The sequence below is a fragment of the Biomaibacter acetigenes genome (genome assembly GCF_003691585.1).
GTDB lineage: Bacteria > Bacillota > Thermosediminibacteria > Thermosediminibacterales > Tepidanaerobacteraceae > Biomaibacter > Biomaibacter acetigenes.
Genome location: NZ_CP033169.1, coordinates 777769 through 803142, shown reverse-complemented (window position 1 = coordinate 803142; position 25374 = coordinate 777769). Strand labels below are relative to the sequence as shown.

At 45.3% G+C, this 25374-nt stretch carries 23 protein-coding genes, 7 tRNA genes and 1 pseudogene; 1 reads left to right on the top strand and 30 read right to left on the bottom strand.

Features of this window, described 5'->3' with window-relative positions; all coding sequences use genetic code 11:
• Positions 1 to 139: 139 nt before the first annotated feature.
• The 3 genes from D2962_RS03920 to D2962_RS19820 all read right to left on the bottom strand — a co-directional run bounded on the left by D2962_RS03920 (position 140) and on the right by D2962_RS19820 (position 1919).
• The gene (locus D2962_RS03920; RefSeq protein WP_120765340.1) at positions 140 to 1021 is read right to left on the bottom strand and encodes a bifunctional 5,10-methylenetetrahydrofolate dehydrogenase/5,10-methenyltetrahydrofolate cyclohydrolase; all 882 of its coding nucleotides are present in this window, start codon (positions 1019 to 1021) and stop codon (positions 140 to 142) included.
• 192 nt (positions 1022 to 1213) lie between these two features.
• Positions 1214 to 1489, bottom strand: a complete 276-nt coding sequence (locus tag D2962_RS03915; RefSeq protein WP_162991093.1) for an ABC transporter substrate-binding protein — start codon at positions 1487 to 1489, stop codon at positions 1214 to 1216.
• Between the two features lie 286 nt (positions 1490 to 1775).
• Complete coding sequence (locus D2962_RS19820; RefSeq protein ID WP_120765342.1) at positions 1776 to 1919, bottom strand: hypothetical protein; 144 nt, start codon at positions 1917 to 1919, stop codon at positions 1776 to 1778.
• A gap of 177 nt (positions 1920 to 2096) precedes the next feature.
• Between D2962_RS19820 and D2962_RS03905 the strand changes: the two genes are divergently transcribed.
• Positions 2097 to 3278, top strand: a complete 1182-nt coding sequence (locus D2962_RS03905) for a 6-phosphofructokinase (protein WP_122014200.1) — start codon at positions 2097 to 2099, stop codon at positions 3276 to 3278.
• A gap of 36 nt (positions 3279 to 3314) precedes the next feature.
• Here D2962_RS03905 and ligA read toward each other — a convergent pair whose 3' ends face one another.
• The 27 genes and pseudogenes from ligA to rph form a co-directional block, all read right to left on the bottom strand.
• Entirely contained in the window at positions 3315 to 5336 is a 2022-nt protein-coding gene (gene ligA, locus D2962_RS03900) for an NAD-dependent DNA ligase LigA (protein WP_122014199.1), read from the bottom strand.
• A 148-nt stretch (positions 5337 to 5484) separates the two neighbouring features.
• Entirely contained in the window at positions 5485 to 7689 is a 2205-nt protein-coding gene (pcrA, locus tag D2962_RS03895) for a DNA helicase PcrA (protein WP_122014198.1), read from the bottom strand.
• A 37-nt stretch (positions 7690 to 7726) separates the two neighbouring features.
• Entirely contained in the window at positions 7727 to 8035 is a 309-nt protein-coding gene (locus D2962_RS03890; RefSeq protein ID WP_120765346.1) for a YerC/YecD family TrpR-related protein, read from the bottom strand.
• A 116-nt stretch (positions 8036 to 8151) separates the two neighbouring features.
• Positions 8152 to 9303 carry an MGDG synthase family glycosyltransferase gene (locus D2962_RS03885; RefSeq protein ID WP_122014197.1) on the bottom strand — a complete coding sequence of 384 codons (1152 nt, stop codon included), beginning with the start codon at positions 9301 to 9303 and terminating at the stop codon, positions 8152 to 8154.
• 78 nt (positions 9304 to 9381) lie between these two features.
• Positions 9382 to 9534 (bottom strand): hypothetical protein, encoded by a 153-nt coding sequence (locus D2962_RS17425; RefSeq protein WP_162991092.1) that lies wholly within the window; start codon positions 9532 to 9534, stop codon positions 9382 to 9384.
• A gap of 83 nt (positions 9535 to 9617) precedes the next feature.
• Positions 9618 to 10145, bottom strand: coding sequence for a phosphatase PAP2 family protein (locus D2962_RS03880; protein WP_245984884.1), 528 nt, complete (start codon positions 10143 to 10145; stop codon positions 9618 to 9620).
• Positions 10146 to 10174: 29 nt separating this feature from the next.
• Positions 10175 to 10588, bottom strand: a complete 414-nt coding sequence (locus tag D2962_RS03875) for a universal stress protein (RefSeq protein ID WP_120765349.1) — start codon at positions 10586 to 10588, stop codon at positions 10175 to 10177.
• An 82-nt stretch (positions 10589 to 10670) separates the two neighbouring features.
• Positions 10671 to 11039: an Orn/Lys/Arg family decarboxylase gene (locus D2962_RS17895; protein WP_222927669.1), complete on the bottom strand. Its 369-nt coding sequence runs from the start codon at positions 11037 to 11039 to the stop codon at positions 10671 to 10673.
• Complete coding sequence (locus D2962_RS03870) at positions 11033 to 12121, bottom strand: aminotransferase class I/II-fold pyridoxal phosphate-dependent enzyme (protein ID WP_222927668.1); 1089 nt, start codon at positions 12119 to 12121, stop codon at positions 11033 to 11035. The genes D2962_RS17895 and D2962_RS03870 overlap by 7 nt, the downstream gene beginning before the upstream one ends.
• Positions 12122 to 12205: 84 nt before the next feature.
• Complete coding sequence (locus tag D2962_RS03865) at positions 12206 to 12820, bottom strand: BsuPI-related putative proteinase inhibitor (protein ID WP_120765351.1); 615 nt, start codon at positions 12818 to 12820, stop codon at positions 12206 to 12208.
• 127 nt (positions 12821 to 12947) lie between these two features.
• Positions 12948 to 14060, bottom strand: coding sequence for a copper amine oxidase N-terminal domain-containing protein (locus D2962_RS03860; RefSeq protein ID WP_162991091.1), 1113 nt, complete (start codon positions 14058 to 14060; stop codon positions 12948 to 12950).
• Positions 14061 to 14162: 102 nt separating this feature from the next.
• Entirely contained in the window at positions 14163 to 16550 is a 2388-nt protein-coding gene (gene lon / locus D2962_RS03855; protein WP_245984882.1) for an endopeptidase La, read from the bottom strand.
• 130 nt (positions 16551 to 16680) lie between these two features.
• Positions 16681 to 18405, bottom strand: a complete 1725-nt coding sequence (lonB, locus tag D2962_RS03850) for an ATP-dependent protease LonB (protein WP_120765353.1) — start codon at positions 18403 to 18405, stop codon at positions 16681 to 16683.
• A 118-nt stretch (positions 18406 to 18523) separates the two neighbouring features.
• Positions 18524 to 19789, bottom strand: a complete 1266-nt coding sequence (gene clpX / locus D2962_RS03845) for an ATP-dependent Clp protease ATP-binding subunit ClpX (RefSeq protein ID WP_120765354.1) — start codon at positions 19787 to 19789, stop codon at positions 18524 to 18526.
• Between the two features lie 21 nt (positions 19790 to 19810).
• Positions 19811 to 20395: an ATP-dependent Clp endopeptidase proteolytic subunit ClpP gene (clpP, locus tag D2962_RS03840; RefSeq protein ID WP_120765355.1), complete on the bottom strand. Its 585-nt coding sequence runs from the start codon at positions 20393 to 20395 to the stop codon at positions 19811 to 19813.
• A gap of 53 nt (positions 20396 to 20448) precedes the next feature.
• The gene (tig, locus tag D2962_RS03835) at positions 20449 to 21840 is read right to left on the bottom strand and encodes a trigger factor (RefSeq protein WP_122014195.1); all 1392 of its coding nucleotides are present in this window, start codon (positions 21838 to 21840) and stop codon (positions 20449 to 20451) included.
• A gap of 122 nt (positions 21841 to 21962) precedes the next feature.
• Positions 21963 to 22046 (bottom strand) — tRNA-Leu (locus D2962_RS03830).
• 1 nt (position 22047) lies between these two features.
• Positions 22048 to 22123, bottom strand: a tRNA-Lys gene (locus D2962_RS03825).
• A gap of 1 nt (position 22124) precedes the next feature.
• Positions 22125 to 22198: transfer RNA gene (locus tag D2962_RS03820), tRNA-Gln, on the bottom strand.
• 99 nt (positions 22199 to 22297) lie between these two features.
• Positions 22298 to 22374: transfer RNA gene (locus tag D2962_RS03815), tRNA-His, on the bottom strand.
• Between the two features lie 4 nt (positions 22375 to 22378).
• A tRNA-Arg gene (locus D2962_RS03810) sits at positions 22379 to 22455 on the bottom strand.
• A tRNA-Gly gene (locus D2962_RS03805) sits at positions 22456 to 22532 on the bottom strand.
• 1 nt (position 22533) lies between these two features.
• Positions 22534 to 22610: transfer RNA gene (locus tag D2962_RS03800), tRNA-Pro, on the bottom strand.
• A 158-nt stretch (positions 22611 to 22768) separates the two neighbouring features.
• A pseudogene (locus D2962_RS03795) lies at positions 22769 to 23307 on the bottom strand (spore maturation protein).
• 12 nt (positions 23308 to 23319) lie between these two features.
• Entirely contained in the window at positions 23320 to 23907 is a 588-nt protein-coding gene (locus tag D2962_RS03790) for a nucleoside recognition domain-containing protein (RefSeq protein ID WP_122014194.1), read from the bottom strand.
• Between the two features lie 140 nt (positions 23908 to 24047).
• Positions 24048 to 24635, bottom strand: coding sequence for an XTP/dITP diphosphatase (locus D2962_RS03785; protein ID WP_122014193.1), 588 nt, complete (start codon positions 24633 to 24635; stop codon positions 24048 to 24050).
• 7 nt (positions 24636 to 24642) lie between these two features.
• Complete coding sequence (gene rph / locus D2962_RS03780; RefSeq protein WP_122014192.1) at positions 24643 to 25365, bottom strand: ribonuclease PH; 723 nt, start codon at positions 25363 to 25365, stop codon at positions 24643 to 24645.
• Between the last annotated feature and the right edge of the window lie 9 nt (positions 25366 to 25374).

Genomic DNA, 25374 nt, shown 5'->3' with positions numbered 1-25374 from the left:
ATAGAAAGCCTTAAAATAAGGCGGGCATAAAGTCCGCCAGGGTGGTTTTTATTTGATATTAAGTAGCCTTTCTTTGTTGCACCAGATCTTTTGCTTTTTCGGCTGCTGATGCGACATCTCTGCATAGCTCTCGCAGCTATTAATACTTCGGGCACATAAACTTCATTGTTTTTAAACTTGACACCTTACAAGCTTCGATTACGTGTTTTGCCAGAATAGTGGAGGTAACTGCTCCCACACCGCCGGGCACCGGCGTTATCATACCTGCCACCGGGTTTACTTCATCAAAATCCACGTCACCACACATCTTGCCGTCTTCATCGAAGTTTATGCCTACATCGATGACTATGGCATCCTTCGATACCATGTCTTTTTTTACCATTCTGGCTTTGCCGGCGGCAGCCACCAGTATTTCCGCCCTGCGGGTCTCCTCGGCAAGGTCGCGAGTCTTAGTATGGCACACGGTGATGGTGGCATGTTCCTTTAAAAGCATCATGGAAAGTGGTCTACCTACCACCATGCTCCTACCTATGACCACCACTCTTTTACCCTCGGGTTCTATGCCGTAATGGTGAAGTATCTCCATCACCGCCGAGGGTGTGCAGGGAGCAAATCCTCCATCTTCACCACTCATGATTTTGCTTACGTTTACGGGACTCATGCAGTCTACATCTTTTTCCGGAGATATCTCGTATTTCACCGCGTTTTCGGATATCTGGGAGGGAAGAGGCCTCATTATCAATATGCCGTTTACGGCAGGATCATTGTTTAATCGGTGCAGGTCATCAATAAAGTCCTTCTGAGACATATCACCTGGTAGTTCCTCTACTCTGCAATCAATACCTATTTCGGTGCACCTTTTTACCGCACCTTTTATATATGCGGCGGAGTCGGCCCTATCTCCCACTATGACTATGGAAAGACCCGGGGTAATGCCTTTTTGTTTTAAATTTTCCACTTCGACGGTAAGCTTTTGTTTTAAGGCTTCCGCCACTTCTTTGCCTTTCAGAAGGGTTGCCATCCGAAAAATTCTCCTTTCCTTTCTCACCTATTTTATTATGAAAGTCACTTCGGTGCTACTTTTCGTTCCCTGGCATATTTTTTAAAATAAGCCTGAGATGCGGCCCTTTTCATCCACATCTATGCAGTCGAAGATGTGCAAGGCTTGTGGAACATACTTTCAGCTTCTATGAATAGCTGTACTATTTTTTCCTCAGCACGAGGCCCGGCCTTTCTCCAGTGAATTTATGGCCAGGGCCATGGCAGTTCTGATTCTAATGTCATTCAAGGGTTCAACCTGAGTGTTAATAGCTATAAAATCCACACCCGTCTGGAGGTATTTAAAAAGCTGGACGTCTTTATTTTGCTCAAGTTTTTCTATATTCTCCAGTGGAACGTTTATAACAATATCCGCGTTGCCCGATTCAAGTTCTCCTACTCGGGTAAAACCGTCGGGAATGAATTTTACAGTGATTTTGTCAAACTTCATCGGACCTTTGTTCTCAGAAACGGGATTAGCTGTATATTTAAACATTATAGTTTATTAATTGTATTTTGTAAATACGTTTCATAATTCCCTAATAATTCCCTTGTTCTTTTAGTATCACATACACCCAATAGTCTTGTTTCTACCGCTCCTTTTTGCCTCATACAAATTCTTGTCAGCAAGTTCTATAAATGTACCTATATCAATGTTGATGTTTTTTATACTAGGTTTCTTCCTTCAGATCATAAGTCCCGCCTCGTATTGCAGTAAAGCTGATTCTCTTTATTTTTTATATAAAAGTGTTTATACCAATTTTGGCCATGGTCCTTGCTATCATGGCAGCCATTTCTTGCCGGGTTATCTGGGATATCCCTTTTACTATGCCCATGCCTGCCAATCGTTCTATTTCTTTTTGTGCCCACTGGCCTTGTATGTCTGGAACAGTTTACAAAATAATTGTCTCTGTAAAAAAAATATAGTAAAATGAGAATTGAAAACCTTTTAATGACAATCTCAAATAGTTGTAGTATTTCTCCTGTGATAGACCACGGAGAAAGTAAAGCATCAAAATAAGCCGACTAAATAAAATAATTTTCTTGGAGGGGATAAAATGACCCGGAATGTCCTTTTTGCCCAGTCGGGAGGACCCACAGCAGTCATTAATGCCAGCTGCTACGGAATCATCAAAGAAGCCAAGAAGAGCGGCGGGAAGATCTATGCGGCAAGATACGGTGTTGAAGGTCTCATGAAAGAAAACCTCATTGAAATGACGGATATCGACGATATGACTCTGGAGGTGCTGCGCTATTCTCCCTCATCGGCTTTCGGCTCCTGCCGTCACAAGCTGAAAGAAGATGAGTTTGAGACTGTTTTTAAAATCTTTGACAAATACAATATAGGTTATTTCTTCTATATAGGTGGCAATGATTCCATGACCACCGCCAATAAGCTGTCAAAGTACGCACTGAAAGTAGGATATGACATCAAGGCCGTAGGAATTCCCAAAACCATAGATAATGACCTGCCCATTACCGATTTTTGCCCGGGTTACGGCAGTGCTGCAAAGTACGTTGCCGCTTCTGTGAAAGAGATGGCCCTAGATTCAGATGTGTATGACAAAGGTATCATCACCATTGTGGAAATTATGGGTCGGGACAGCGGCTTTTTGACCGCAGCCAGCGCCCTGGCAAAAGATAAAGTGATAGATTCGCCCCACCTCATTTATCTTCCGGAAATGCCTTTTGATGAAAATGAATTTTTAAAGGATGTAGAAAGGGCTTACAGTAAAAAGAAAAAAGTGTTTATTACCGCATCGGAAGGACTGAAAAACAAAGATGGACAATATGCATATTTGAGAGAGAGTTCTGCCGATGCCTTCAACAACATGCAGATGGGAGGTATAGGCAAATACCTGGAGCATCTGGTCAAAACCAACGTGGAAAAACGGGTAAAAGCCGTGGAGCTCAGCATCCTCCAGAGGAGCGCCGCCCATATCGCCTCCAGGGTAGACAACGACGTAGCGGTCATGGTGGGAAGCGACGGAGTAAAATATGCCATGGACGGCATGACCGACATCATGGTATCCATTGTAAGGACCGAAGGCGGGTTTAAAACATCTCCGGTTCCCCTGGGTGACATTGCCGGTAAGATAAAGACATTCCCCCTGGAATGGATCGATAAATATAACCGCTGGGTAACCCGGGAAGCCATTGATTATATGCTTCCTCTGGTGCAGGGAGAAGCCCGGGTGCCCTATGAAAAGGGCTTGCCGAAATACGTAAGATTCATATAGCTATATAAAAAAGAGTGCCTTTTGCGGCACTCTTTTTTACATATTTCTACCTAACATTTGCTCGAACTGTTCCTCGTTCAGTATTTTTACTCCCAGCTTCACTGCCTTATCGTATTTAGAACCCGGGTCCTCTCCTACCACCACGTAGTCGGTCTTTTTGCTCACACTGCCGGTTACTTTCCCTCCCAGTTTTTCTATGATCTCTGTGGCCTGAGGACGGGTGTAATGCTTGAGAGTCCCCGTCAGCACAAAGGTCAGGTCTTTAAACGGCGAAGGGCCTTCTTCGCTCTTTTCTTTCTTTTCCGCTCCCATGTTTACCCCGGCGGCTTTGAGGCGGGAAAGAAGCCGTCTGGTCTGGTCTTGTTTAAAAAAGGTGACGATACTTTCGGCCATTTTGTCGCCGATTTCCGGGATATCGATAAGTTCTTCATAAGTGGCCTTCTCCAGTTTCTCCATGGAACCGAAGGCATCGGCCAGGATAGTAGCGGCCTTGGAGCCTATAAAAGGAATGCCCAGGGCATAGATGAGTCTTCCCAGGGGCCGGCTCTTACTATTTTCAATAGCTGAAAGCAAGTTGGCGGCGGATTTTTCCCCCATTCGCTCCAGGGGTACCAGGTCCTCCCGGGTGAGTTTATAGATATCTGCCGCATCCTTTATAAGGCCTTCCGATAGAAGCTGCGTTACGATGGCTTCCCCCAGGCCCCGGATATCCATGGCATCCCTTGATACAAAGTGTATGATGCTCCGCCTTATTTGAGCCGGGCAGGAAACCCCCGTGCACCGATAGGCGGCCTCACCCGGAAGCCTTATGGCCTCGGCTCCGCATTCCGGGCAACGGTGGGGCATTTTAAAAACTTTTTCATTACCGGTGCGCTTTTCTTTTATGACCTCTACCACTTCCGGTATCACATCACCGGCCTTTTGCACTACCACAGTATCTCCTATGCGAATATCTTTTTCCTTTATATAATCCTCATTGTGGAGGGTAGCCCTGCTGACCGTAGAACCTGCGATGCGGACCGGTGTAAGCTCCGCCGTGGGGGTCAAAACCCCGGTCCTTCCTACCCGGACTATGATATCGTTTATGACCGTAGTTTTTTGCTCCGCAGGAAATTTATATGCGATGGCCCAACGGGGGCTTTTGGCGGTGAAGCCCAGGATGCGCTGTTGTTCAAGAGAATTTACCTTTATTACAATGCCGTCTATTTCGTAAGGCAGCGTATCCCTTTTTTCCCTCCAGCTCATGCAGTAATCCATGACATCATTGAAGTTTTTAAAAAGCACTATATCGGGGTTTACCCGAAACCCACAGGTTTTATAAAACTCTAATACCTCTATATGTTTGGTAAATTCTACTCCTTCTACGTGCCCCAGGGCGTACATGAAGGTAGAAAGGGGCCTGGAAGCAGTGATTTTTGGGTCTAGCTGCCGGAGGGACCCCGCCGCCGCATTTCGAGGGTTAGCAAAGAGTGGAAGCTCCATATCCTCCCGCTCTTCGTTGAGCTTTCTAAATCCTTCTTTGGGAAGGTAAACCTCTCCCCGAACTTCTATTATAGAAGGCTTTTTATCTTCAGGAAAATCCAGGCGCAGAGGTACGCTCTTTATGGTCTTGATGTTTTGGGTCACATCCTCCCCCACTACTCCATCTCCCCGGGTAGCCGCCGTTATAAGAAGCCCGTTTTCATATGTCAGGGAGATGGCAAGCCCGTCTATCTTGAGCTCCACCACATACTCCACATCCTGTCCCACGGCTTCCGTCACCCGCCGGTGAAAATCTTTAAGTTCTCCTTCATCAAAGGCATCGGCAAGGCTCATCATGGGCACCCGGTGAGTCACCTGACGGAAGGCCGGCAGGGGCTCCCCGCCCACCCTCTGGGTGGGGGAATCGGGGGTTACGAACTCCGGAAACTCCCTTTCAAGACTTTCCAGTTCCCGCATCAGTTTATCATATTCGGCATCGGATATAACAGGGTTGTCATAGACATAGTATTGCTTGTTGTGGTAATTTATTTTTTCCCTTAGGTCTTTAATGCGGGCTTCGGCCTTTCCTTTGTCCAAGCAAACACCCTCCCAAAGCGAATTTAGCTTACATCCCTAGAATGCGTAAAATCTCAAAATCCTTTTTCCCCATTTTATAAAAGTTAAAGAAAAATTTCAAGCCGCCTTTTAGGAAATGGTTTATTTATCTAAAATTGTGACACTAATATTATATTTTTATTATCGGCGCGTATTTTAGTATCAGGTGTTTTAATCCCACCGATGGAAAGTTTATGGAAATCTCAGCATCTTCGTCCATTCCATCGAGGTCCACCACGGTACCCTCGCCCCATTTGGAGTGTTTTACTCTATCCCCGGGCTTGAGGCCTCCAGAAGAACCGGAATAGCTCGAACCTCCAGATGCGGGCGCAGTTGGCGTCCTGGTGCCAAACATAAATTGAGAATCAAGGTGGTCTCTGGCCGCCGCGGCTTTAAATTCAGCCCCTTGCCCGCCCGGTGCTATTTCCTCCAGTAATTCCGGTGGAATTTCATTAATAAATCTTGAAGCTGAATAATACGACGTATTGCCGTAAATATTCCTCCGCCAGGCCCGGGTGAGATACAGGATTTTTTTGGCCCGGGTTATGCCTACATAACAGAGGCGCCGCTCTTCCTCCAGCTCATCTTCATCCAGCATAGACCTGGAGTGGGGAAAAATACCTTCATCCATGCCCGCCAGGAACACCACCGGAAACTCCAATCCCTTGGCGCTGTGCAATGTCATGAGAATCACCGCCTGCTCCGCTTCCGAAAGGTCATCCACATCGGAAAGCAGCGCGGCTTCCGCCAGAAAATCCTCCAGGTTTCCACCGGGAGCCCTTTTTTCAAATTCCAGTGCAGCCCCCACCATTTCCTTCAGGTTCTCCATGCGGCTTATAGCGTCGGGGGTGTTCTCGGCCTCAAGTTCTGCCATATATCCCGTCTTTTCCAGTACATAGTTCATAAAGTCGGAAACGGCCATTGTTTTTGCCAATTTCATCAGGTCTTCCAGGAGGCTGCCGAATTTTAATAATTTACCCCTGGAAGATGTGGAAATGGGAAATTCCCCTATCCTTTTTATTATCTCATAAATGCTTATTCCATTTTCATCGGATATGGCTCTCAGGTTGTTTACGGTAGCATCTCCTATTCCCCTGCGGGGCACATTTATTATCCTTATGAGGCTCACATTGTCCGAAGGATTGGCCGACACCCTCAGATATGCCAGCAGGTCCTTTACTTCCTTCCTCTGGTAGAACCTTATGCCTCCCACCATTTTATATGGAATACCCATCTTCAGCATGATTTCCTCCAATACCCTGGACTGGGCATTGGTCCTGTAAAGCACTGCAAAGTCCCCGTAATCCAGTCGCTTTTCTCTGATAAGGTATTCAATTTCCCGGGCAATAAAAAAAGCCTCTTCATGCTCATCTTCCAGTGAAGCGCAGCGAATTTTTTCACCGGTTTCATTTTTGGTCCACAGGGTCTTTTTTTTGCGCCCGAAATTGTGGTCAATAACATGATTTGCCGCATCCAGGATGTTTCCCGTAGAACGATAGTTCTGTTCCAGGCGTATCACCGTGGCATCGGGGAAATCCTCTTCAAAGTCCAGGATGTTTCTTATGTCGGCTCCCCGAAAGCCGTATATACTCTGGTCATCATCGCCCACTACACATAAGTTCCTGTGCTCCTGGGCCATCAATCTTACAAGCTCATACTGGGCCCGGTTGGTATCCTGATATTCATCCACCAGGATATGGGAAAACCTCCTGCGATAATATGAGAGCACTTCAGGATTTTGCCGAAAGAGCTCTACCGTATTCATTATGAGGTCATCAAAGTCCATGGCATTGTTTTCCCTGAGCCTCCTCTGGTAAAGCTCATATAATTCCGCCATGGTCCTTTCCCGGATGTCCTTTGCCCGGTCCATGCATTTTTCCGGGGTGAGAAGTCTATCCTTGGCCCTGCCGATGTAATTCAGCACCCCCGAGGGAGTATATTTCTTTTCATCTATATTGCGGGCTTTCAAGCACTCCCGCATCAGTACCTGCTGGTCCTGGGTATCGAAGATGATGAAATTCCTGTTGTAGCCGAGCCTGTCTATATCAGATCTTAGAAAACGTACACATGCAGAATGAAAGGTGCTCACCAGAAGCCCATGGACTCCCGGAAACAGCTTTTCGATCCTGTCCTTCATTTCCCGGGCAGCCTTGTTGGTAAAGGTTATGGCCAGTATGTTTTCCGGTCTGACTCCTGCCTTTTCAATAAGGTAAGCCACCCTGTATGTGAGCACCCGGGTCTTGCCGCTGCCGGCTCCAGCCAGGACGAGGAGCGGACCCCCCGGATGTGTTACTGCCTTCTTCTGTTCCGGATTTAAATCTTCTAAAAAATTCATCAAAACCCTCCCGAATAAAAGAAGCGTGGAAACCACGCTAAATTTTTTCACTTTCCCTTTTGCCGAGCCTCTCTAAAACCATATTATAACCATTGGCACCGTAATTTAAAAAGCGCTTGACCCGGCTTATGGTGGCAGTGCTGGCCCCAGTGTTCTGAGCGATATCGGTGTAGGTGAACCCTTTTTTTAGCATCTCCGCCACCTGAAGCCTCTGAGCCATAGCCTTTACTTCGCCTATAGTGCAGATATCCTCAAAAAAACGGTAACATTCTTCCCTGGTTTTTAAAAGCAAAATGGCATCGAAAAGCCTATCGATGCTTTCGTCCTCCAGCCTTTCTAGTTCCATGACACCACCCCATATCAAATTCATTACTATACATTTTTTCGCCACGAATCCGTTGATTCCTTCTATAAATTCAAAATTTTTTTGGGGCTTTTTAATCTTTGAATGGAGTACGGTTTTTAGTCCACAACCATTTCCATCAGATCATTTTTTTCTTCCATCAGGTTGAGCAAAATAGCTGCCGCTTTTTTGGCGGAAAAAAGCTTTTTGAGCTGCGCCTCCTTGTTCTTGATGCGGAGAAGCTTTTCTTCATCCTGCAGGAGATTTATAGCGAGTTTCAGAAGCACATCTCGGTTTCGAGCTCTCCTGGCCGCACCGTTTTTCAGTAAAAACTCCGCATTTCTTTCCTCCTGGCCAGGAAGAGGGTTGTAAATGACTACAGGAAGCTCCCGAGCTAGAGCCTCCGCCAGTGTCAAGCCCCCGGCCTTTGTTATGATAAGATCCGCAGCTTCCATAAAATCGCACATATTTTCCACAAAGCCGTATACTTTTATATTGTCCAAATTGTTATGGTGAGTCAAGGCCAGAAGATTTCTCTGGAGGGACTGATTTTTACCGCAAATAACGGCGAGCTGTAACGGTGCATGGCTTAAAGATTCAACGAAACTGACGTCAAGCCCATTTATACCCAGACCTCCGCCTGCCATTAACACCAGCGGAAGGTCCTCCTTAAAGCCCAGCATCTTTTTTGCGGCTATCTTGCCGTGAAATGTATCAAAGTTTGGATCTATAGGTATCCCTGTGGGATATATTTTGCCTGGGTCTACTCCAAACTTCATCATAGACTTCATCATAAATTCGTGGGCTATTATATATGCATCAACTCCCTCATTTATCCAGAAACCGTGGACATCAAAGTCGGTTATCACCGCCACCAATGGCACGGAAAGCCCTTTTCGCTTCAACCTTGATGCCACACAGCAGGGAAAAGGATGGGTACAAACTATCATGTCGGGTTTTTCCCTCTCAATTATTTCCCTTAAAATAAATGAGGCTCCCATTTGAATCATCTTTTTTACAACAGTAGCCTTTTTTTTGTTTCGCTCTCTTTCATAAAAATAACCCCATATTTCCGGTGTAATATCGAGAGCTTTGAGGTAAAGCTTTACGGTCATCCTGGAAAGGTAGGGCTGGAATTGCTGGAAAAAATTTATTATTTTTACCTCCGTCTGAGGAGACAATTTCCTTATGCCTTTTGAGATAGCAAAAGCCGCCATCTCATGGCCCACTCCAAATTTTTCCGACAGGATCAAAACCTTGCCGTAAGACATATCATACCGACCTTTCGGATAAAGTTTATAAAAAAATTATCCAAACAATGTGGGTGATGATTGCAAAAAGGGTGCGGATCAAACAGGCTGATGCGGAACATCAAAAAACGTTCCTCCCAGATGCGTTATTTTGGGCATTATAAAATCCAGTACAGGACACTTCAAGCGATTATTTATATAGTAAAAAATACTTTCATCATGGTTTTCCACAAAAGCCAACAAATATTTCATGGCAACTCCTCCCCTATGCTGATTATACATAAGGAGGATTAAGGGAAAGTTAAATAATAGTTAATGTTGGGTAAAGTTTTAATTTAGAGAAGTGCATGAGTCAAAAAGGCAAACGCCGTGCCCAGGAAAGCTCCGCTTAGGACATCGGAAGGATAGTGCATGCCGGTATATACCCGCGATATGCCCACCATGGCTGCCAGCGAATAGGTAATGAGACTGTAAGCCGGAAAATACATGGCGATAATTGCTGCCAGAGAAAAGCCTGCAGTCGTATGGCCCGAAGGAAAGGAGTAGTCTTTTAAAAGTTTGCTCCAAAATGTATTTACTTCGGGCAGTACCATATACGGGCGCTTGCGGTATATCCTCCTCTTAAATAACTGTACTATGCCCTGACTCCCGGTGATGGTTATAAAGGCCTCGGTGGCCGCAATCTTTGCATCCTTATGGCCAGAAACATAGAGAATAAAACACAGGAGCATGGTAAAGATGGCCCCACCCAGGTGTGTAATGCGGGGCATTATAAAGTCAAGTATTCTACACCTCATTTTTTTGTTGAAATAAACGAAAACCTTTGTATCTTTTTGATAAAGGTAATTCAAAAGGCCCTTCAAAAAAAGTCCCCCTTGATACATTTTGCCGTTTAATCTACAACTTCCACCTGTATTCCGCTCTTTTCCACTTCTTTAATAAGCGGATTTATAACTTCACCATGTTTTTGGATCTCAAAGGCCGAACGCAAAGATTTTCCCACCACTATGTGTGTTATTTTATTATTCTTGGCAAAATCGGCCAGCGTATTGTATATTTTATCTCCAGATAAAATTGAAACGGTTCCTCCTAAATTTTTTGCAGTTTCAAAGAGTTCAAGCAGAATCTTATGTTCCTTTAACTCGCGGTTTAGCTCTTGCCTCTTGTTTACATATATTACCACAAACTGCCCGCCCACTTCTTTGGCCCTGGCTGCTCCCCTTTCTATCAATCTCTCACAGCTTCTTTGGGGCGTAACACAGACCATTATTCTGTGCTCAACTCCAGGGTCAAATAAGACCATCATGGCAGATCCCCTTTCATTCGATTTTAGCGCATCTCTGTATTTATTATATATGATAATTACAGGTTGTGCAATGAATAAAATTTCACTTTATGACATTGACATAGTTTAATTCCCTGTCTTCCATGCCCTGAATAAGGCTACCTGCCTCTTTTAACAGTAAAACCTCATCAATTATATCGTGGGTAATTATTTCCCCCGGACAAATGATGGGTATGCCAGGAGGATATGCCATTATCATTTCTCCGGAAATTCTGCCGTAGGACTCTTTGAAGGGATGAGGGCGTTTTTCACTATAAAAGGCTTCTTTAGGCAGTAAAGCCAGTTCGGGAATCGGAAGGTCCGGAATCGGCGGCAGTTTTATTTTATTTTTCCCCTTTAAATCGCAAGCCATGTTTGAGAGGGCATTAACCAGCGCCGAAACAGAGCTTTTATTGTCCCCTATGCTTACCACGGCCAGAAGATTGTAAAATCCGACAATTCCACCTGTATATGGAATTTTCCCCGGAGTATTTTTGATGCCGCAAAACCCGTTATACCAAGTTCTTTTACATTGATGCAAAGCTTGGTGGGGTCCAGTCCAAATCCATGATTCAATTCCAGGACTTCACTGCCCATACAATGAAGCCCTTCAATGGCATTTATTTTATATCGCGCCCACTGGGCAAGATTGATAGCCTTTGACACAAGATTATGGCCTTTTTGTGCCATGTTTTTTCTTGCCACGTCAAGAGATGCCAGAAGTATATAGGAAGGGCTTGTAGTCTGGGACAGGTTAAGAATTGATTTAATGTACCCCGGTGAAAACCTTTCCCCCTTTAAAAACAACATGGAACTCTGGGTAAGGGATCCAGCCAGCTTGTGGGTACTTGAGGCAGCAAGATCAGCTCCGGCTTCCATGGCTGAGACCGGAAGACTCTCATGAAACTTGAGGTGCGCTCCATGAGCTTCATCCACCAATACCGCCATATTATTATCGTGGGCCAGTTGCACCAGTTCGGGCAGGGGACTGGCAATGCCGTAGTAAGTGGTGTTTATAATAAAAAGAGCCCTGGCCTCGGGATTTTTTCTGATGGCGCCTGACGCCTCATTCAAAGTTATACCCATAGCTATTCCAAATTCTTCGTTGATTTCCGGCCTTATGTATACGGGCTCCGCTCCGCTCAGTATAATTGAACTAATGGCAGATTTATGGGCATTTCTGGGTATTAGTATTTTGTCTCCTTCACGGCAGGCCGCCATAATCATGGCCTGTATTCCTGAAGAAGTACCGTTAACCAAAAAAAAAGCCCGGTCTGCACCGAAGGCCTCGGCTGCCAGAGTTTCAGCATCTTTAATCACTCCAGTAGGATTCATGATGCTGTCCAGATCGGGCATTATGGTAAGGTCTATGTTCATGGCGTTTTTGCCTATGAATTCGGTAAATTCGGGAGTCCCCTTGCCGTGCTTGTGTCCGGGCACATGAAAGGATATGGTATTTTCATTCATATAGTTTTTCAGCGCATCGAAAATGGGGGTATTTTCTTGCGAAAGCATAATATCACCTGTATATTTTTTAAAAAGTATAAGGTTAATGCTTCTACTCTACTAAAACTATTTTTCCCAGTTTTATGGGTTTCATTATGCGGTGATTGTAAATTCTAAGCTCAACCTTATGCTTGGGGTGGCGAGATTCCATCCTGTAAGCGTATAAGTGCCGGGCCTCACCAGCATATCATCGGTTCTCTGGTCCCAAACAACCCTGTAAAGCTTCTCCTCCCCGGGCTGAAGGGTATCCGAGGTGATCACCTGGGCGAAAAACTGATTCCTCGACCACTGCCATATCAGGATATTGTCCTTCGTTACCCTGAAATCCACTTTTTGCGAAGTCCTGTAGGTCAGGGTTAACGGCACCGACAGTATATTCTTTTTTCGAAGCCTTATTATAATAGGTTCACCCATTTCATAGACCGCCTTGTTCAGGCTCAAGGTATATTCCACACCATCGAAGGTCCTGGTAACTGCCGGCCTTCTCGGAGTCGGACCCGGCGGAGGTGTCGGACATGGAGGACACGGCGGGCACGGCTCCGCGGGAGGAGTTACAGGGCCTTCCACCGGAATTAGCAGGACCTGGCCTGCAAATATAATATCGGGATTTACCAGATTATTAGCTGCCATTATGGCTTCTACAGTAGTGCCGAACCTTTCAGCGATGGCCGAAAGGGTATCTCCCGAACGCACCAGATAGCGGATCATAGAAAAACCTCCTTTCTCAAATTACAGCAATCTAATAATATATTTTATGAAAGTAACCGTGCCATTGTGAAGATAAAAAAAGCGGTGGGTATAGTTCGTCGTTACCCACCACTCGCTTTTAATAAATCTAATAACTGTAATCCCAGTCGAAGATTACTTTTCCTGATGAATCTACATCAAAGGAAGCCATAGTATCGTCATTTTGGTTTACCACTTCCCCTGACACATCGTAATCTTCGAATCTATCCAGCACGTAATTTACTATATCCTCAATCCATTCTTCGGCATCGTCGGTTTCCTTAACGTCGTCCCATTCGTCTCCGTAGTCTGATGTATCAACAGTTATGGTAATAAATATTTCCTCATCATCTTCGTCACCGTCGACACTTATATCAGCAGTCATGTCTCCAAACCTACTACTATAATCGTCAAGGTTTTCACCATACATGTCATTTAAATCATCTTCAAGGTCATCAAAAGCCTCCGCACTGTATTTAAAATCCACTTTCAACTTGCTGCCGGAAGCTTCAAATTCCACCAGCGTCTCATCTCCATATGTATCCTCTATGGTACCGAAAAAATCCGCATCGAGGTATTCGTCCTGCACATAATCGTAGATGTCGCCCAGCCAGTCTTCGATATCGTCCTTATCGGTGGAGTTCCACCTGCTGCGGTAGTCTGAAAGGTCTATCCCTATGGTCACTTCCAGATCGTCTTCGTCGCCGTCCACATCAAAATCAAAATCCATCCTATTCCATCTGGAATATTCATCGTTCAGATAGTCTTCCAGCTCTTTTGCCGGGTCTTTTTTCTTTTCTTCCTCCAGCTTCTTTATGCTGGATTCCAGTTCTCCTATTCTTATCCCCATATAAGCGTTTTGCTGGCGAAGCTGCACAAGTTCGGCATCCTTTTGCTCAAGCTGGCTTTTAAGGCTTGCAATCTCCTGCTCCAGAGCTTGATTTACCTGCCCCTTGCCGCTTATCACCACTGCATTTTGTTTGGCATCCCAGTAAACCTTTGCCCCCAGAGCCGTGCTTACCAGCCGGATGGGAACATATGTAGTGTTATCGTAAATAAAAGGTTCCGGGGTGCCGGCCTGCTGCTTCCCATCCACAAAAATCTTGATATTGTTGAAAAACGCCTTTATATTTTTCGTGCCGCCGAACCCCTGAGCCGCCGAACTGAATATTAATGCACCCGAGATTATGACGGCAAGTAATACATAAAATTTCCTTCTCATAATAAAAACCTCCACTGAAGATATATTCATCCCTTAATTTGCTATTTGTTTTACAGTTAACGGATAGTTCATAAAAGGAGAAGTTCGAGGTTCGAAAAAACTCTAAGAAGGGTATATGTTTACCTGGTGGTCATCGGTTTTTTCCATGGTGGGAATATGTTTTTGGGGTACATTTTTTAAGGCCTTTTCCACCACTTCATCCATGTTGTTCACGAAAATAAAGCAAAGATCATCCTTGACATGCTGGGGTACTTCTTCCAGGTCCTTGGTGTTTTCTTCGGGAAGTATTACGGTCTTGATACCCGCCCTGTGAGCTGCCAGCACCTTTTCTTTTATGCCTCCCACCGGCAAAACCCGGCCGCGAAGGGTTATCTCTCCGGTCATGGCCACGGTCCTGTCCACCGGTTTCCCCGACAGTGCCGAAATCAACGCACAGGCCATGGTAATGCCTGCCGACGGTCCATCTTTGGGTATGGCTCCTTCAGGAACATGAATATGAATATCGTATTTTTCATGGAAGTCCTCTTCTATATTGAGTTCTTCAACCCTGGACCTTACATAGCTGTAACCTGCATGGGCGGATTCCTGCATCACATCTCCCAGTTTTCCGGTGAGTATCAATTTGCCCTTGCCTTTCATCACCGTTACTTCAATGCTGAGGATGTCTCCTCCCACTTCAGTCCAGGCAAGACCTGTGGCAACCCCTACCAGGTCCTGTTTTTCCAGGACACCGTAATGAAATCTCGGCCCTCCAAGGAACTTCTCCACCATAGCTGAGGCCACATCCACGGAGGTTTTTTCCCCTTCAACTATGGCTTTTGCCACTTTACGGCATATATTGGCAATTTCCCGCTCAAGATTTCTCACGCCGGCTTCCCGGGTATAGTTACGAATGATTTTCAACAAGCCATCATGGGTGAAGGTGATTTTTTCCTGAGTAAGACCATGCTCCTTCAATTGTTTTGGAATGAGGTGCCTTTTTGCAATTTCCAGTTTCTCATCCTCCGTATATCCCGGAATAGTCACTACTTCCATGCGGTCAAGAAGAGGTCTAGGAATGTTATAAAGGGTGTTGGCTGTAGTGATAAACAGCACCCTGGATAAATCAAAAGGCAGTTCTATATAATGGTCGGAAAAACTGTTATTTTGCTCCGGGTCCAGCACTTCCAAAAGAGCCGCCGACGGATCGCCACGAAAATCGGCGCTCATCTTATCTATCTCATCCAGCAAAAATACAGGATTTCTTGAACCTGCCTGTTTCATGCCCTGGATAATCCTTCCGGGCAATGCTCCTACATATGTCCTTCTGTGACCTCTAATCTCCGCTTCATCCCTCACGCCACCCAGGGAAACCCTCACAAATTTCCGGTTCATGGCTCTTGCAATGGACCTGGCCAGGGATGTTTTCCCAACTCCCGGAGGACCTACCAGACATAAAATGGGTCCTTTAATCCTGCCGGAAAGCTTTCTCACGGCCAGGAATTCAAGAATACGTTCCTTTACTTTTTCAAGGCCGTAGTGTTCCTGGTTCAATATATTTTCCGCGGCTTTTATATCCATACTATCTTCGGTAAGAATGTTCCAGGGTAGAGAAACAAGCCAGTCAAGATATGTCCTTATAACGGAAACTTCGGCAGAACCAGGAGGCATTTTTTCCATGCGGTTTACTTCCTTAAGCATCTTTTCTGCAAGTTTCTCGGAAAGTCCCAGGACTTTTATCTTTTCCCTGTATTCATCTGCTTCTATGGTCCTCTCATCCTGCTGGCCCAGTTCCTTTTGTATGGCCTTCATTTGCTCTCTAAGATAATATTCTTTCTGGGATTTTTCCATTTGCTTTTTAACCCGGTTGTTTATCCTTCTTTCAATTTCCAGAATTTCAATCTCCTGAGATATCATTTGAAATAACAATTCCAACCTTTTTTTAAAAGAAAGGGTTTCGAGAATCTTTTGTTTGTCCTCGGTTTTGATGGCAAGCTGCGATGCCACCGTGTCGGCAAAACGACCGGGGTTTGTTATACCGGCCAACGAAACAATTACGTCCGGGGGTAGCTTTCTGGTGATGTCCATGTAGCGTTCAAAAAGGCTCATGACGCTTCTCATCAAAGCCTCTTCTTCCGGGGTGGCTTTTTCATTCCCTTCAAATATTTCTTCAACCCTGACTTTGAAAAAAGGTTCTGTTTGAATATATTCTTTTATCACTGCCCTGTTAAGGCCTTCTATCAATACTCTTATAGTATCCTGCGGCATTTTCAAAAGCTGCTTGATTTTGGCTACCGTTCCGACGGTATATATTTCATCCTTATCGGGAAAATCCGTTTTTGCGTCTTTTTGAGCCACCAGCAGGATCTTCTGGTCCATCACCATGGCTTCTTCCAGAGCGCCTATGGATTTGTCCCGTCCTACATCAAAATGAAGCACCATGTTGGGAAACACCAATAGACCCCGAAGGGGCAGCAGAGGTATGGTGCGAACTGATTCGTTTTTAATCACAAATATTCCCCCTACAAAATCAACCTATCTATATTTATTCTATATAAATTCTTCAATTCCTCCCCCTTTAGTCTAAATATTAGATGCTAGATGTCAAATTAAGTTAGAATTTGCGGCTCACAAATTCCTTCTATTCCGACCTCCGGCATCTGGCTTCTGAGGAGAGCGGCAGGCTGAGCGGAGGTGCCGGGCTATCTCCGGCAGGGAAGTGACTCTTTACACCAAAATTAGAATTATATTTTGCAGAAACGAGGGCATGCTCTATTACTTCCTCGATCCTATCCACCGCTATTATCTTCAAGTCTATGGTTTTAAACATTTCCTGCCAGTTTTCCTTAGGGATAATAACGGTTTTTACACCCGCCCTGCGGGCAGCTTCAATCTTCGGAACCACGCCTCCTATGGGCTTGATATAGCCCCTTACCGAAAGTTCTCCGGTCATGGCTACTTCATTGTTCACCGGAATGTTTGTGATGGCTGAGTAAATTGATGTGGCTATGGTGACACCCGCCGAGGGACCGTCAATTGGAATGCCGCCGGGTAAATTGAGGTGGATATCGTAATCCTTTGGGTCGACACCCAGGTATTTCCTTAATACCGTCATCACATTGTCCACCGAACCCCTGGCAGTGCCTTTTCTCCTTAGTTTATGAACATTGCCGCCCATCTCCTCTTCTTCTACAACTCCGGTGACCGAAAGAGTCCCGTGGCCTTTTTGGGTAGGGATGGCTGTTGTTTCGATTTCAAGCAGAGTGCCCATGTTGGGACCATAAACCGCCAGGCCGTTGGCAAGACCTATCTGGGGCGTGGAACCAATCTTTTTCTCCGGCCTCGGCGGATACTGTCCGCTGTTTATGACCCATTCCACATCCCTGGCTTCCAGCTTTCTTCTGTTTTCGGTCATGGCCAGGCCCGCCGCCATCTGGATGATGTTTACCGCCTCGCGGCCATTGGTAGCGTATTTTTTTATGATATTCAGAGAGAGATCATCTATTTCAAAGTTTATTTTTTTGACGGCATTTTGTGCTATTATGCCTATATCTTCAGGGGAAAGGGGCTGGAAATATATTTCCAGACACCTGGAGCGAATGGCCGGGGGAATTTCCTCAGGAGTCCTGGTGGTGGCACCTATCAATCGGAAATCTGCAGGCAGGCCATTTTGAAAGATCTCATGTATATGCCTGGGGATGTTGGTATCCTCGCTGCTGTAATAAGCGCTTTCGAGAAAGACCTTGCGATCTTCCAGCACCTTCAGGAGTTTGTTCATCTGTATGGGATGAAGCTCACCTATTTCATCTATGAAAAGCACCCCTCCATGAGCCTTTGTAACGGCGCCGGGCTTGGGCTGGGGTATGCCCGCTATGCCCAGCGGCCCTGCTCCCTGGTATATAGGATCATGGACCGAACCTATTAGAGGGTCCGCTATGCCCCTTTCGTCAAACCTGGCGATGGTGGCATCCACTTCCACAAATTTTGCATCGGGCTTGAAAGGGGACCCCGGGGTCTTTTTGGCTTCTTCCAACACCAGCCTGGCTGCCGCTGTTTTTCCTATACCCGGCGGACCATAGATTATGACATGCTGGGGGTTTGGACCACACAGAGCAGCTCTGAGAGCCTTTAGGCCGTCAGATTGGCCCACAATTTCTTCGAAGGAAGCCGGGCGTGTTTTTTCCGCCAGAGGCTGAGTGAGAGATATCTCTCGCATCCTCTGGAGCTTTTCCATTTCCTTCCTGGATTCCCTGTCTACCGCCACCTTGCTTCCCTGCTGGCTTTTGAGCAGATTTAAAAAATAAAGCCCGATAACTACAGCAAAAAAAATTTGTATCAGGCTTAAGAGATTCAAAGTTACATTCACGAAAATTCCCTCCCTTCCCGAACATCCGGTATTTTTTATTATAACCTTGAAGATTTAATTTATCCTGGAAAGGGAAGTAAAATCATAGGCTACCCTAAAATTGGGTAGCCTCAACACTTTATGCTGTGACTTCTTTCTTTTTTCCTTTCTTGCGCTCTGCGGTAACTATTATGGGTTCCTCATGGTTGAGAATGACCTCTTTGGTTACCACACATTTGGCAATATCGTTTCTTCTCGGTATCTCATACATGACATCCAGCATTATGTCTTCGAGAATGGCCCTCAAGCCCCGGGCGCCCGTTTTGCGCTTTATGGCCTCCTGGGCTATAAGCGTCAGAGCATCATCGGTAAATTCCAGCTGGGCATTGTCCATCTCAAAGAGTTTTTGATATTGTTTTACAAGGGCATTTTTGGGTTCTTTGAGTATTCTTATGAGAGCTTTTTCATCCAGTGCATCCAGTGTAACAATGATGGGCACCCTTCCCACAAATTCCGGTATCATACCGTATTTCAGTAAATCCTCGGGCATCAAATGCTTTAATATTTCACCCACATTTTTCTCTTCCTGGCTGTAGATTTCGGCTCCAAAACCTATGGACTTCTTGCCTATACGGTTCTTTATGATCTTGTCTATACCTTCAAAAGCACCGCCGCAGATGAACAGTATATTTGTGGTATCTATTTGTATGAATTCCTGGTGAGGATGCTTGCGGCCACCCTGCGGCGGGACGCTGGCGATGGTACCTTCCAGGATTTTTAAAAGAGCCTGCTGCACACCTTCTCCCGAAACATCCCTGGTGATGGAGGGATTCTCGGATTTGCGGGCGATTTTATCTATCTCGTCAATATAAACTATACCTTTTTCAGCTTTTTCCACATCATAGTCGGCAGCCTGGATAAGCTTTAAAAGGATATTTTCCACATCTTCTCCCACATAACCTGCTTCAGTTAAAGATGTGGCATCGGCAATGGCAAAGGGAACATTCAATATCTTGGCCAGGGTCTGGGCAAGAAGGGTCTTGCCGCTGCCTGTGGGGCCAAGCATCACTATATTGCTCTTTTGAAGCTCCACATCATCCATCTTGACATCGGTGTTTATGCGCTTGTAATGATTGTATACCGCCACAGACAGTATCTTTTTTGCTTGTTCCTGGCCTATAACGTACTGGTCTAGGACTTCCTTTATCTCGTGAGGTTTAGGAATGTCGGTGAAATCCATTTCAGCTTCTTCACCGAATTCCTCTTCAATGATTTCATTGCAAAGCTCTATACATTCATCACAGATATATACTCCCGGACCCGCTACCAGTTTTCGAACCTGATCCTGGGTTTTGCCGCAAAAGGAACACTTGAGCTGGCCCTTTTCGTCACTAAACTTAAACATCCTAACACTCTCCTTTCAAGCTTACTTCCTCTTGTGGATCACCTCGTCAATCAGGCCATATTCCCGGGCCTCTTCCGCTGACATAAAGTAATCCCTGTCGGTATCTTTCTCTATCCTTTCAATAGGCTGTTTGGTATGCTTTGAAAGTATTCCATTGAGCAATTCTCTCAGGCGTAGTATTTCTCTAGCGTGGGTTTCTATGTCCACGGCTTTCCCCTGCACCCCACCCCAGGGTTGATGGATCATTATGCGGGAATTGGGTAGGGCGTAACGCTTGCCATCAGCTCCCGCAGTCAACAATACGGCTCCCATGCTGGCAGCCAGTCCCATGCACATGGTAGATACCTTTGGCTTGATGTACTGCATGGTGTCGTAAATGGCGAGACCAGCAGTCACGGAACCTCCGGGGCTGTTTATATAAAGAAATATGTCTTTGTCGGGGTCTTCCGATTCCAGATACAGCATTTGAGCGATAACCAGGCTTGACACAGTATCATCGATGGGAGTCCCTATGAAAATAATGCGCTCTTTTAAAAGCCTTGAGTAAATATCAAATGCCCTTTCTCCCCGGTTGGTTTGTTCTACTACAATAGGTACCAAACTCAATTTAAAAAACCTCCTTAAAAAATTTCATGCTCCCCTCTACTTGGCCTGATCATTCATTTGGAAGCATCCTCTATTGGGGATTCCTCCGGTTTAGGATAGTCTTCCTCTTTTGAAGAATTCTCCTGCTCTTGCTCTTTCTTAATGTCTTCAGGTTTCTTTTCTGTTATTTTTGCATTGGATATGAGAAAATCAAAAATTTTCTTCGTTAAAATTGTATCCTTAATTCCGGAAATGTCTTCGGGTTTGAGGTTCTTTTTGTATTCTTCGATGGTCTTGTGGGCTAAATCTGCATATTTTTGGATTTCTGCATCGGTTTCTTCATCGGTTACCGTAATGCCCTCACGTCTTGCCACTTCTTCAAGTATGAGTGAGGATTTCACATTTACATGGGCTTTTTCATGGAATCTTTCTCTGAACTCCTGGGGTGTTATCTTCGTAGCTTCCATGTAAGTTTTTAAGTCATATCCCCTCATCTTTAAATTTATGGCAAAATCCATGATAAGCCGGTCGATCTCCATGTCAACCATAACATGGGGGATATCTACTTCAGTGGTTTCCATCAGTTTATCGATTATGGAAGCCTTCAATGAACCTTCTTCAACAGCTTTGGCCCTCTCTATCAATTTATTCTTTATGTCATTTTTTAATTCCTCAAGAGTGTCAAACTCGCTGACGTCTTTGGCAAATTCATCATCCAGAGGAGAAAGTTCCTTTTTCTTGAGTTCTTTCAAGGTCACGCTGAAAACGGCCGGTTTGCCCGCCAGATTTTCAACTTTGTAGTCTTTAGGAAAAGTCACATTGATATCTTTCTTCTCTCCCGGATTCATACCTATAACCTGTTCTTCAAAACCCTCGATAAAAACTCCGGAACCCAGTTCAAGAGGATAGTTTTCGGCCTTTCCGCCTTCAAAGGGTTTGTCATCCACCTTGCCGTCAAAATCTATTACGGCTATATCTCCCTTTTGGGCCGGCCTGTCTTCCACCGCAATAAGTCTGGCATTTTTTTCCTGAAGGGCTGCTAGCTCCTTTTCCACATCCTCATCAGTTACATTATATACCACTTTTTCAACTTCTAATCCTTTATATTCTTTTAATTTTACTTCGGGTCTTACCGTAACTTCTGCCGTAGCGATCATGGGCTTGCCCTTTTCTATCTGTTCTATATCATATTTTGGCTGGTCTACGGGCTCCAGATGATATTCCTCCACGCCCTGCTTATATACCTCGGGTAAGATAATTTGCGCCGCATCCTCATAGAAAACTTCCGGTCCATAGTGCATCTCGATGAGCTTTCTAGGAGCCTTTCCCCTTCTGAAGCCGGGGATTACAAACCTCTTGACACTTTTCCGGTAGGCCTGCTCCATGGCCTTTTCAAATTGTTCCTCATCTACTTCAAATTTGAGATGAGCAGTGTTATTTTCTATTTTTTCCAGACTGATTTTCATTATGCTCCTCCTTGCATTTTTCGGCCTTTCTTTTGCCATTTTATTATAACACAAAATTTATGTATTATCTATAATAAATAAAACAACACCCCGGCATGCGCCGAGGTATTAAATCCTTTCTATGGTGCGGGCAAGAGGATTTGAACCTCCACGGAAAATCCACCAGATCCTAAGTCTGGCGCGTCTGCCAGTTCCGCCATGCCCGCATGGTGAGCCATGGAGGACTCGAACCTCCGACACCCTGATTAAAAGTCAGGTGCTCTGCCGCCTGAGCTAATGGCCCATGGCTGGGGCGGCAGGATTCGAACCTACGATACAGGATCCAAAGTCCCGTGCCTTACCGCTTGGCTACGCCCCAATATCGGATGTCAGATATCAGAAGTCGGATTAAGTTGGAATTTGCGAAAGCAAATTCCTTCTATTCTGACCTCTCACCTCTGACTTCTCAATTCTGTTATGGGGTGGATAGTGGGACTCGAACCCACGGCCTCCAGAGCCACAATCTGGCGTTCTAACCAACTGAACTATATCCACCATATGGCGCGCCCGAGGGGATTCGAACCTCTGACCCACGGATTAGAAGTCCGTTGCTCTATCCTGCTGAGCTACGGGCGCTGGAGCGGGAAACGGGATTCGAACCCGCGACATTCAGCTTGGAAGGCTGACGCTCTAGCCAGCTGAGCTATTCCCGCATGGTCGGGGCAGAGGGATTTGAACCCCCGACTCCATGGTCCCAAACCATGTGCGCTACCAAACTGCGCTATGCCCCGTTTTTCAAAGACACAGTATAGTATACAGTAAATAAAAATTTACGTCAAGACTATTTTAACACACCTCTTTTCCTTTTTCAAATCTTTTATAGTAAATTTTTTTCAATCTCTAAAGGGCCTAAGAAGAGCTTTTACCCTACTTGCAGGAGACATATTATTTATGGCCCTAATAGGAGCCTTACAGCAAATACCGAGCTTATTAATCCTACGATATCGCCTATAAGTCCGGTAGGAAGAGCATGGCGAGTATTTTTTATAGCTACGGAACCAAAATATACAGCCAGGACATAAAAGGTGGTTTCAGATGAGCCCATGATAGTAGCGGCAACCCTACCTATGAAAGAGTCGGGGCCATAGGTTTTAAAAAGATCTGTCATAAAACCTTGAGAACCCCCACCCGACAGGGATCTCATCACTGCCATAGGTACCGCTTCAGGGGGTATACCGATGAGTTTTGCCACCGGGGCAATCACTTCAGTAAGATAATCCATGGAACCCGAGGCCCTGAAGATACCTATAGCCACCAGCATAGCCACCAGAAAGGGTATTATGGTTACTGCCGTAGTAAATCCTTCTTTGCACCTTCCGTAAAAGTCTCATATACTTTTACCTTTTTAAAATATCCGTATGTCACTATGCCCAGTATGGTTACCGGGATGGCCCAGGCCGATATAATATTTACTATCTGTGTCAGCATGGCATTTCCTCCTTATGGCTTAAAGATGGGTAATTTTTCGAGGATCTTGACGGTGATAATGGAAGCCGTAGTGGATATAATAGTAGCCAAAAGAGTCGTCCCTATAATGACGGTGGGATTTTTAGACCCTGAAGCCACCATCAGGGCTATGGTGCTTGCCGGAATGAGCTGCACCGACGCGGTATTAATGGCTAAAAACGTACACATGGCATTGGTGGCGGTATCCTTTTTTGGGTTGAGGGTTTGGAGTTCCTTCATGGCCTTTAATCCCAGGGGAGTGGCCGCATTTCCGAGGCCGAGCATGTTGGCGGCAATATTTAAAATCATGGCTCCCATGGCCGGGTGCTCCGGGGGTACATCCGGGAAAAGTCTTGTCATGATGGGCTTTAACATCCTGCCTATAATTCTTACAAGGCCTGCCTCTTCAGCTATTTTCATAAGACCGAGCCAGAGGGCCATTACACCGATAAGGCCTAAAGAAAGTTCTACTGCGGTGTTGGCCGAATCTATAGCTGCTTTTGTCACGGCATCCATCTTGTCTGTGACCGCTCCAACTATAACCCCTACAGCAATCAATAAAGCCCAGATGATGTTAATCAATGTTACACCTCCCCGCTGTTTTATTTTTAGGTCGAAAATAATCCCTATTTTAATATACTCTTACCTTGCGATTTTATCACATCTTTCAATATTATTTGTTTTGTACAAAAAAACAGGTTTATCTTTTTTAAATAAACCTGTTATGTTCCTATTAGATGCATTTTTATCTTCTGTGCCGCCATGGCCCTGTGGCTTATCTTGTTTTTTTCCTGATCGGGCAGCTCCGCCATGGTTTTATCATATCCCGGCAGATAAAAAATCGGGTCATAGCCGAAACCATGTTTACCCCTGGGTTTTGTGGCAATTATCCCTTCGCAAAACCCATGTTCGATGAAAATTCTGCCTTCAGGAAAAACAAGAGCCAGGCTGCACACAAAACGAGCCTGCCTTCTCTCCCAGGGCACATCCTTCATTTCTGACAATAATTTTTTGATATTGTCTTTGTCGGACGCATCTTCCCCGGCATAACGGGCCGTATATATGCCGGGCCTACCGCCCAGAGCTTCCACTTCCAGGCCGGAATCATCCCCCAGAGCTACAAATCCTGTATGTGTTGCGACGGTTTTCGCCTTGATCAGTGCATTTTCATCGAAACTTTTACCATCCTCATGAATCTCTATATAGGGGAAATCTGTCAGGGATAAAATCCGGTACGGCAGTTCCCCAAGCATTTGTTTGAATTCTGATAGTTTACCCGCATTTTTTGTGGCGATTACAAGAGTGTTCATTTTCGCCTCATTTCAGCGTATCCGCCAGTATTTTCTTTTGTATATCGATGAGTTCAAAAATGCCCTTCTGAGCCATGTTGAGCATATCATCAAGGTCCTGCCGTGTGAAAGGAAAGGCTTCTCCCGTCCCCTGGATTTCCACTATCTGGCCCTTGTCGGTCATAACCACATTCATATCAACCTGGGCTTTAGAGTCTTCATAAAACCTGAGGTCCAGCATCTTTTCTCCATCTACTATGCCCACGCTAATGGCCGCCACGAAACTATTTATAGGTATGGTTTCTATAACCTTATTTTCCTTTAACGTTTTCAAAGCGTCCGCCAGTGCTAGAAAGGCGCCGGTGATGGATGCGGTCCTTGTACCGCCATCGGCCTGTATGACATCACAGTCAAGCCATATAGTCCTTTCACCCAGGGCCGACAGATTTACCACAGACCTGAGAGCTCTGCCTATGAGCCTCTGTATTTCCATAGTCCTGCCGCTGGGCCGCAGGGTCTCCCTGGCATTTCTTATCTCAGTAGCCCTCGGGAGCATGGCATATTCCGCAGTAATCCATCCCTGGCCTTTGCCTCTTAAAAATGGCGGCACTTTATCATCTACCGTGGCGGTACAGATCACCTTTGTGTCTCCTGCTTCAATAAGTACCGAACCTTCGGCATATTTGTTAAAATTGCGGGTAATAATGACAGGTCTTATTTCGTCATTTGCTCTACCATCTATTCTTGCCAAAAAATCTCA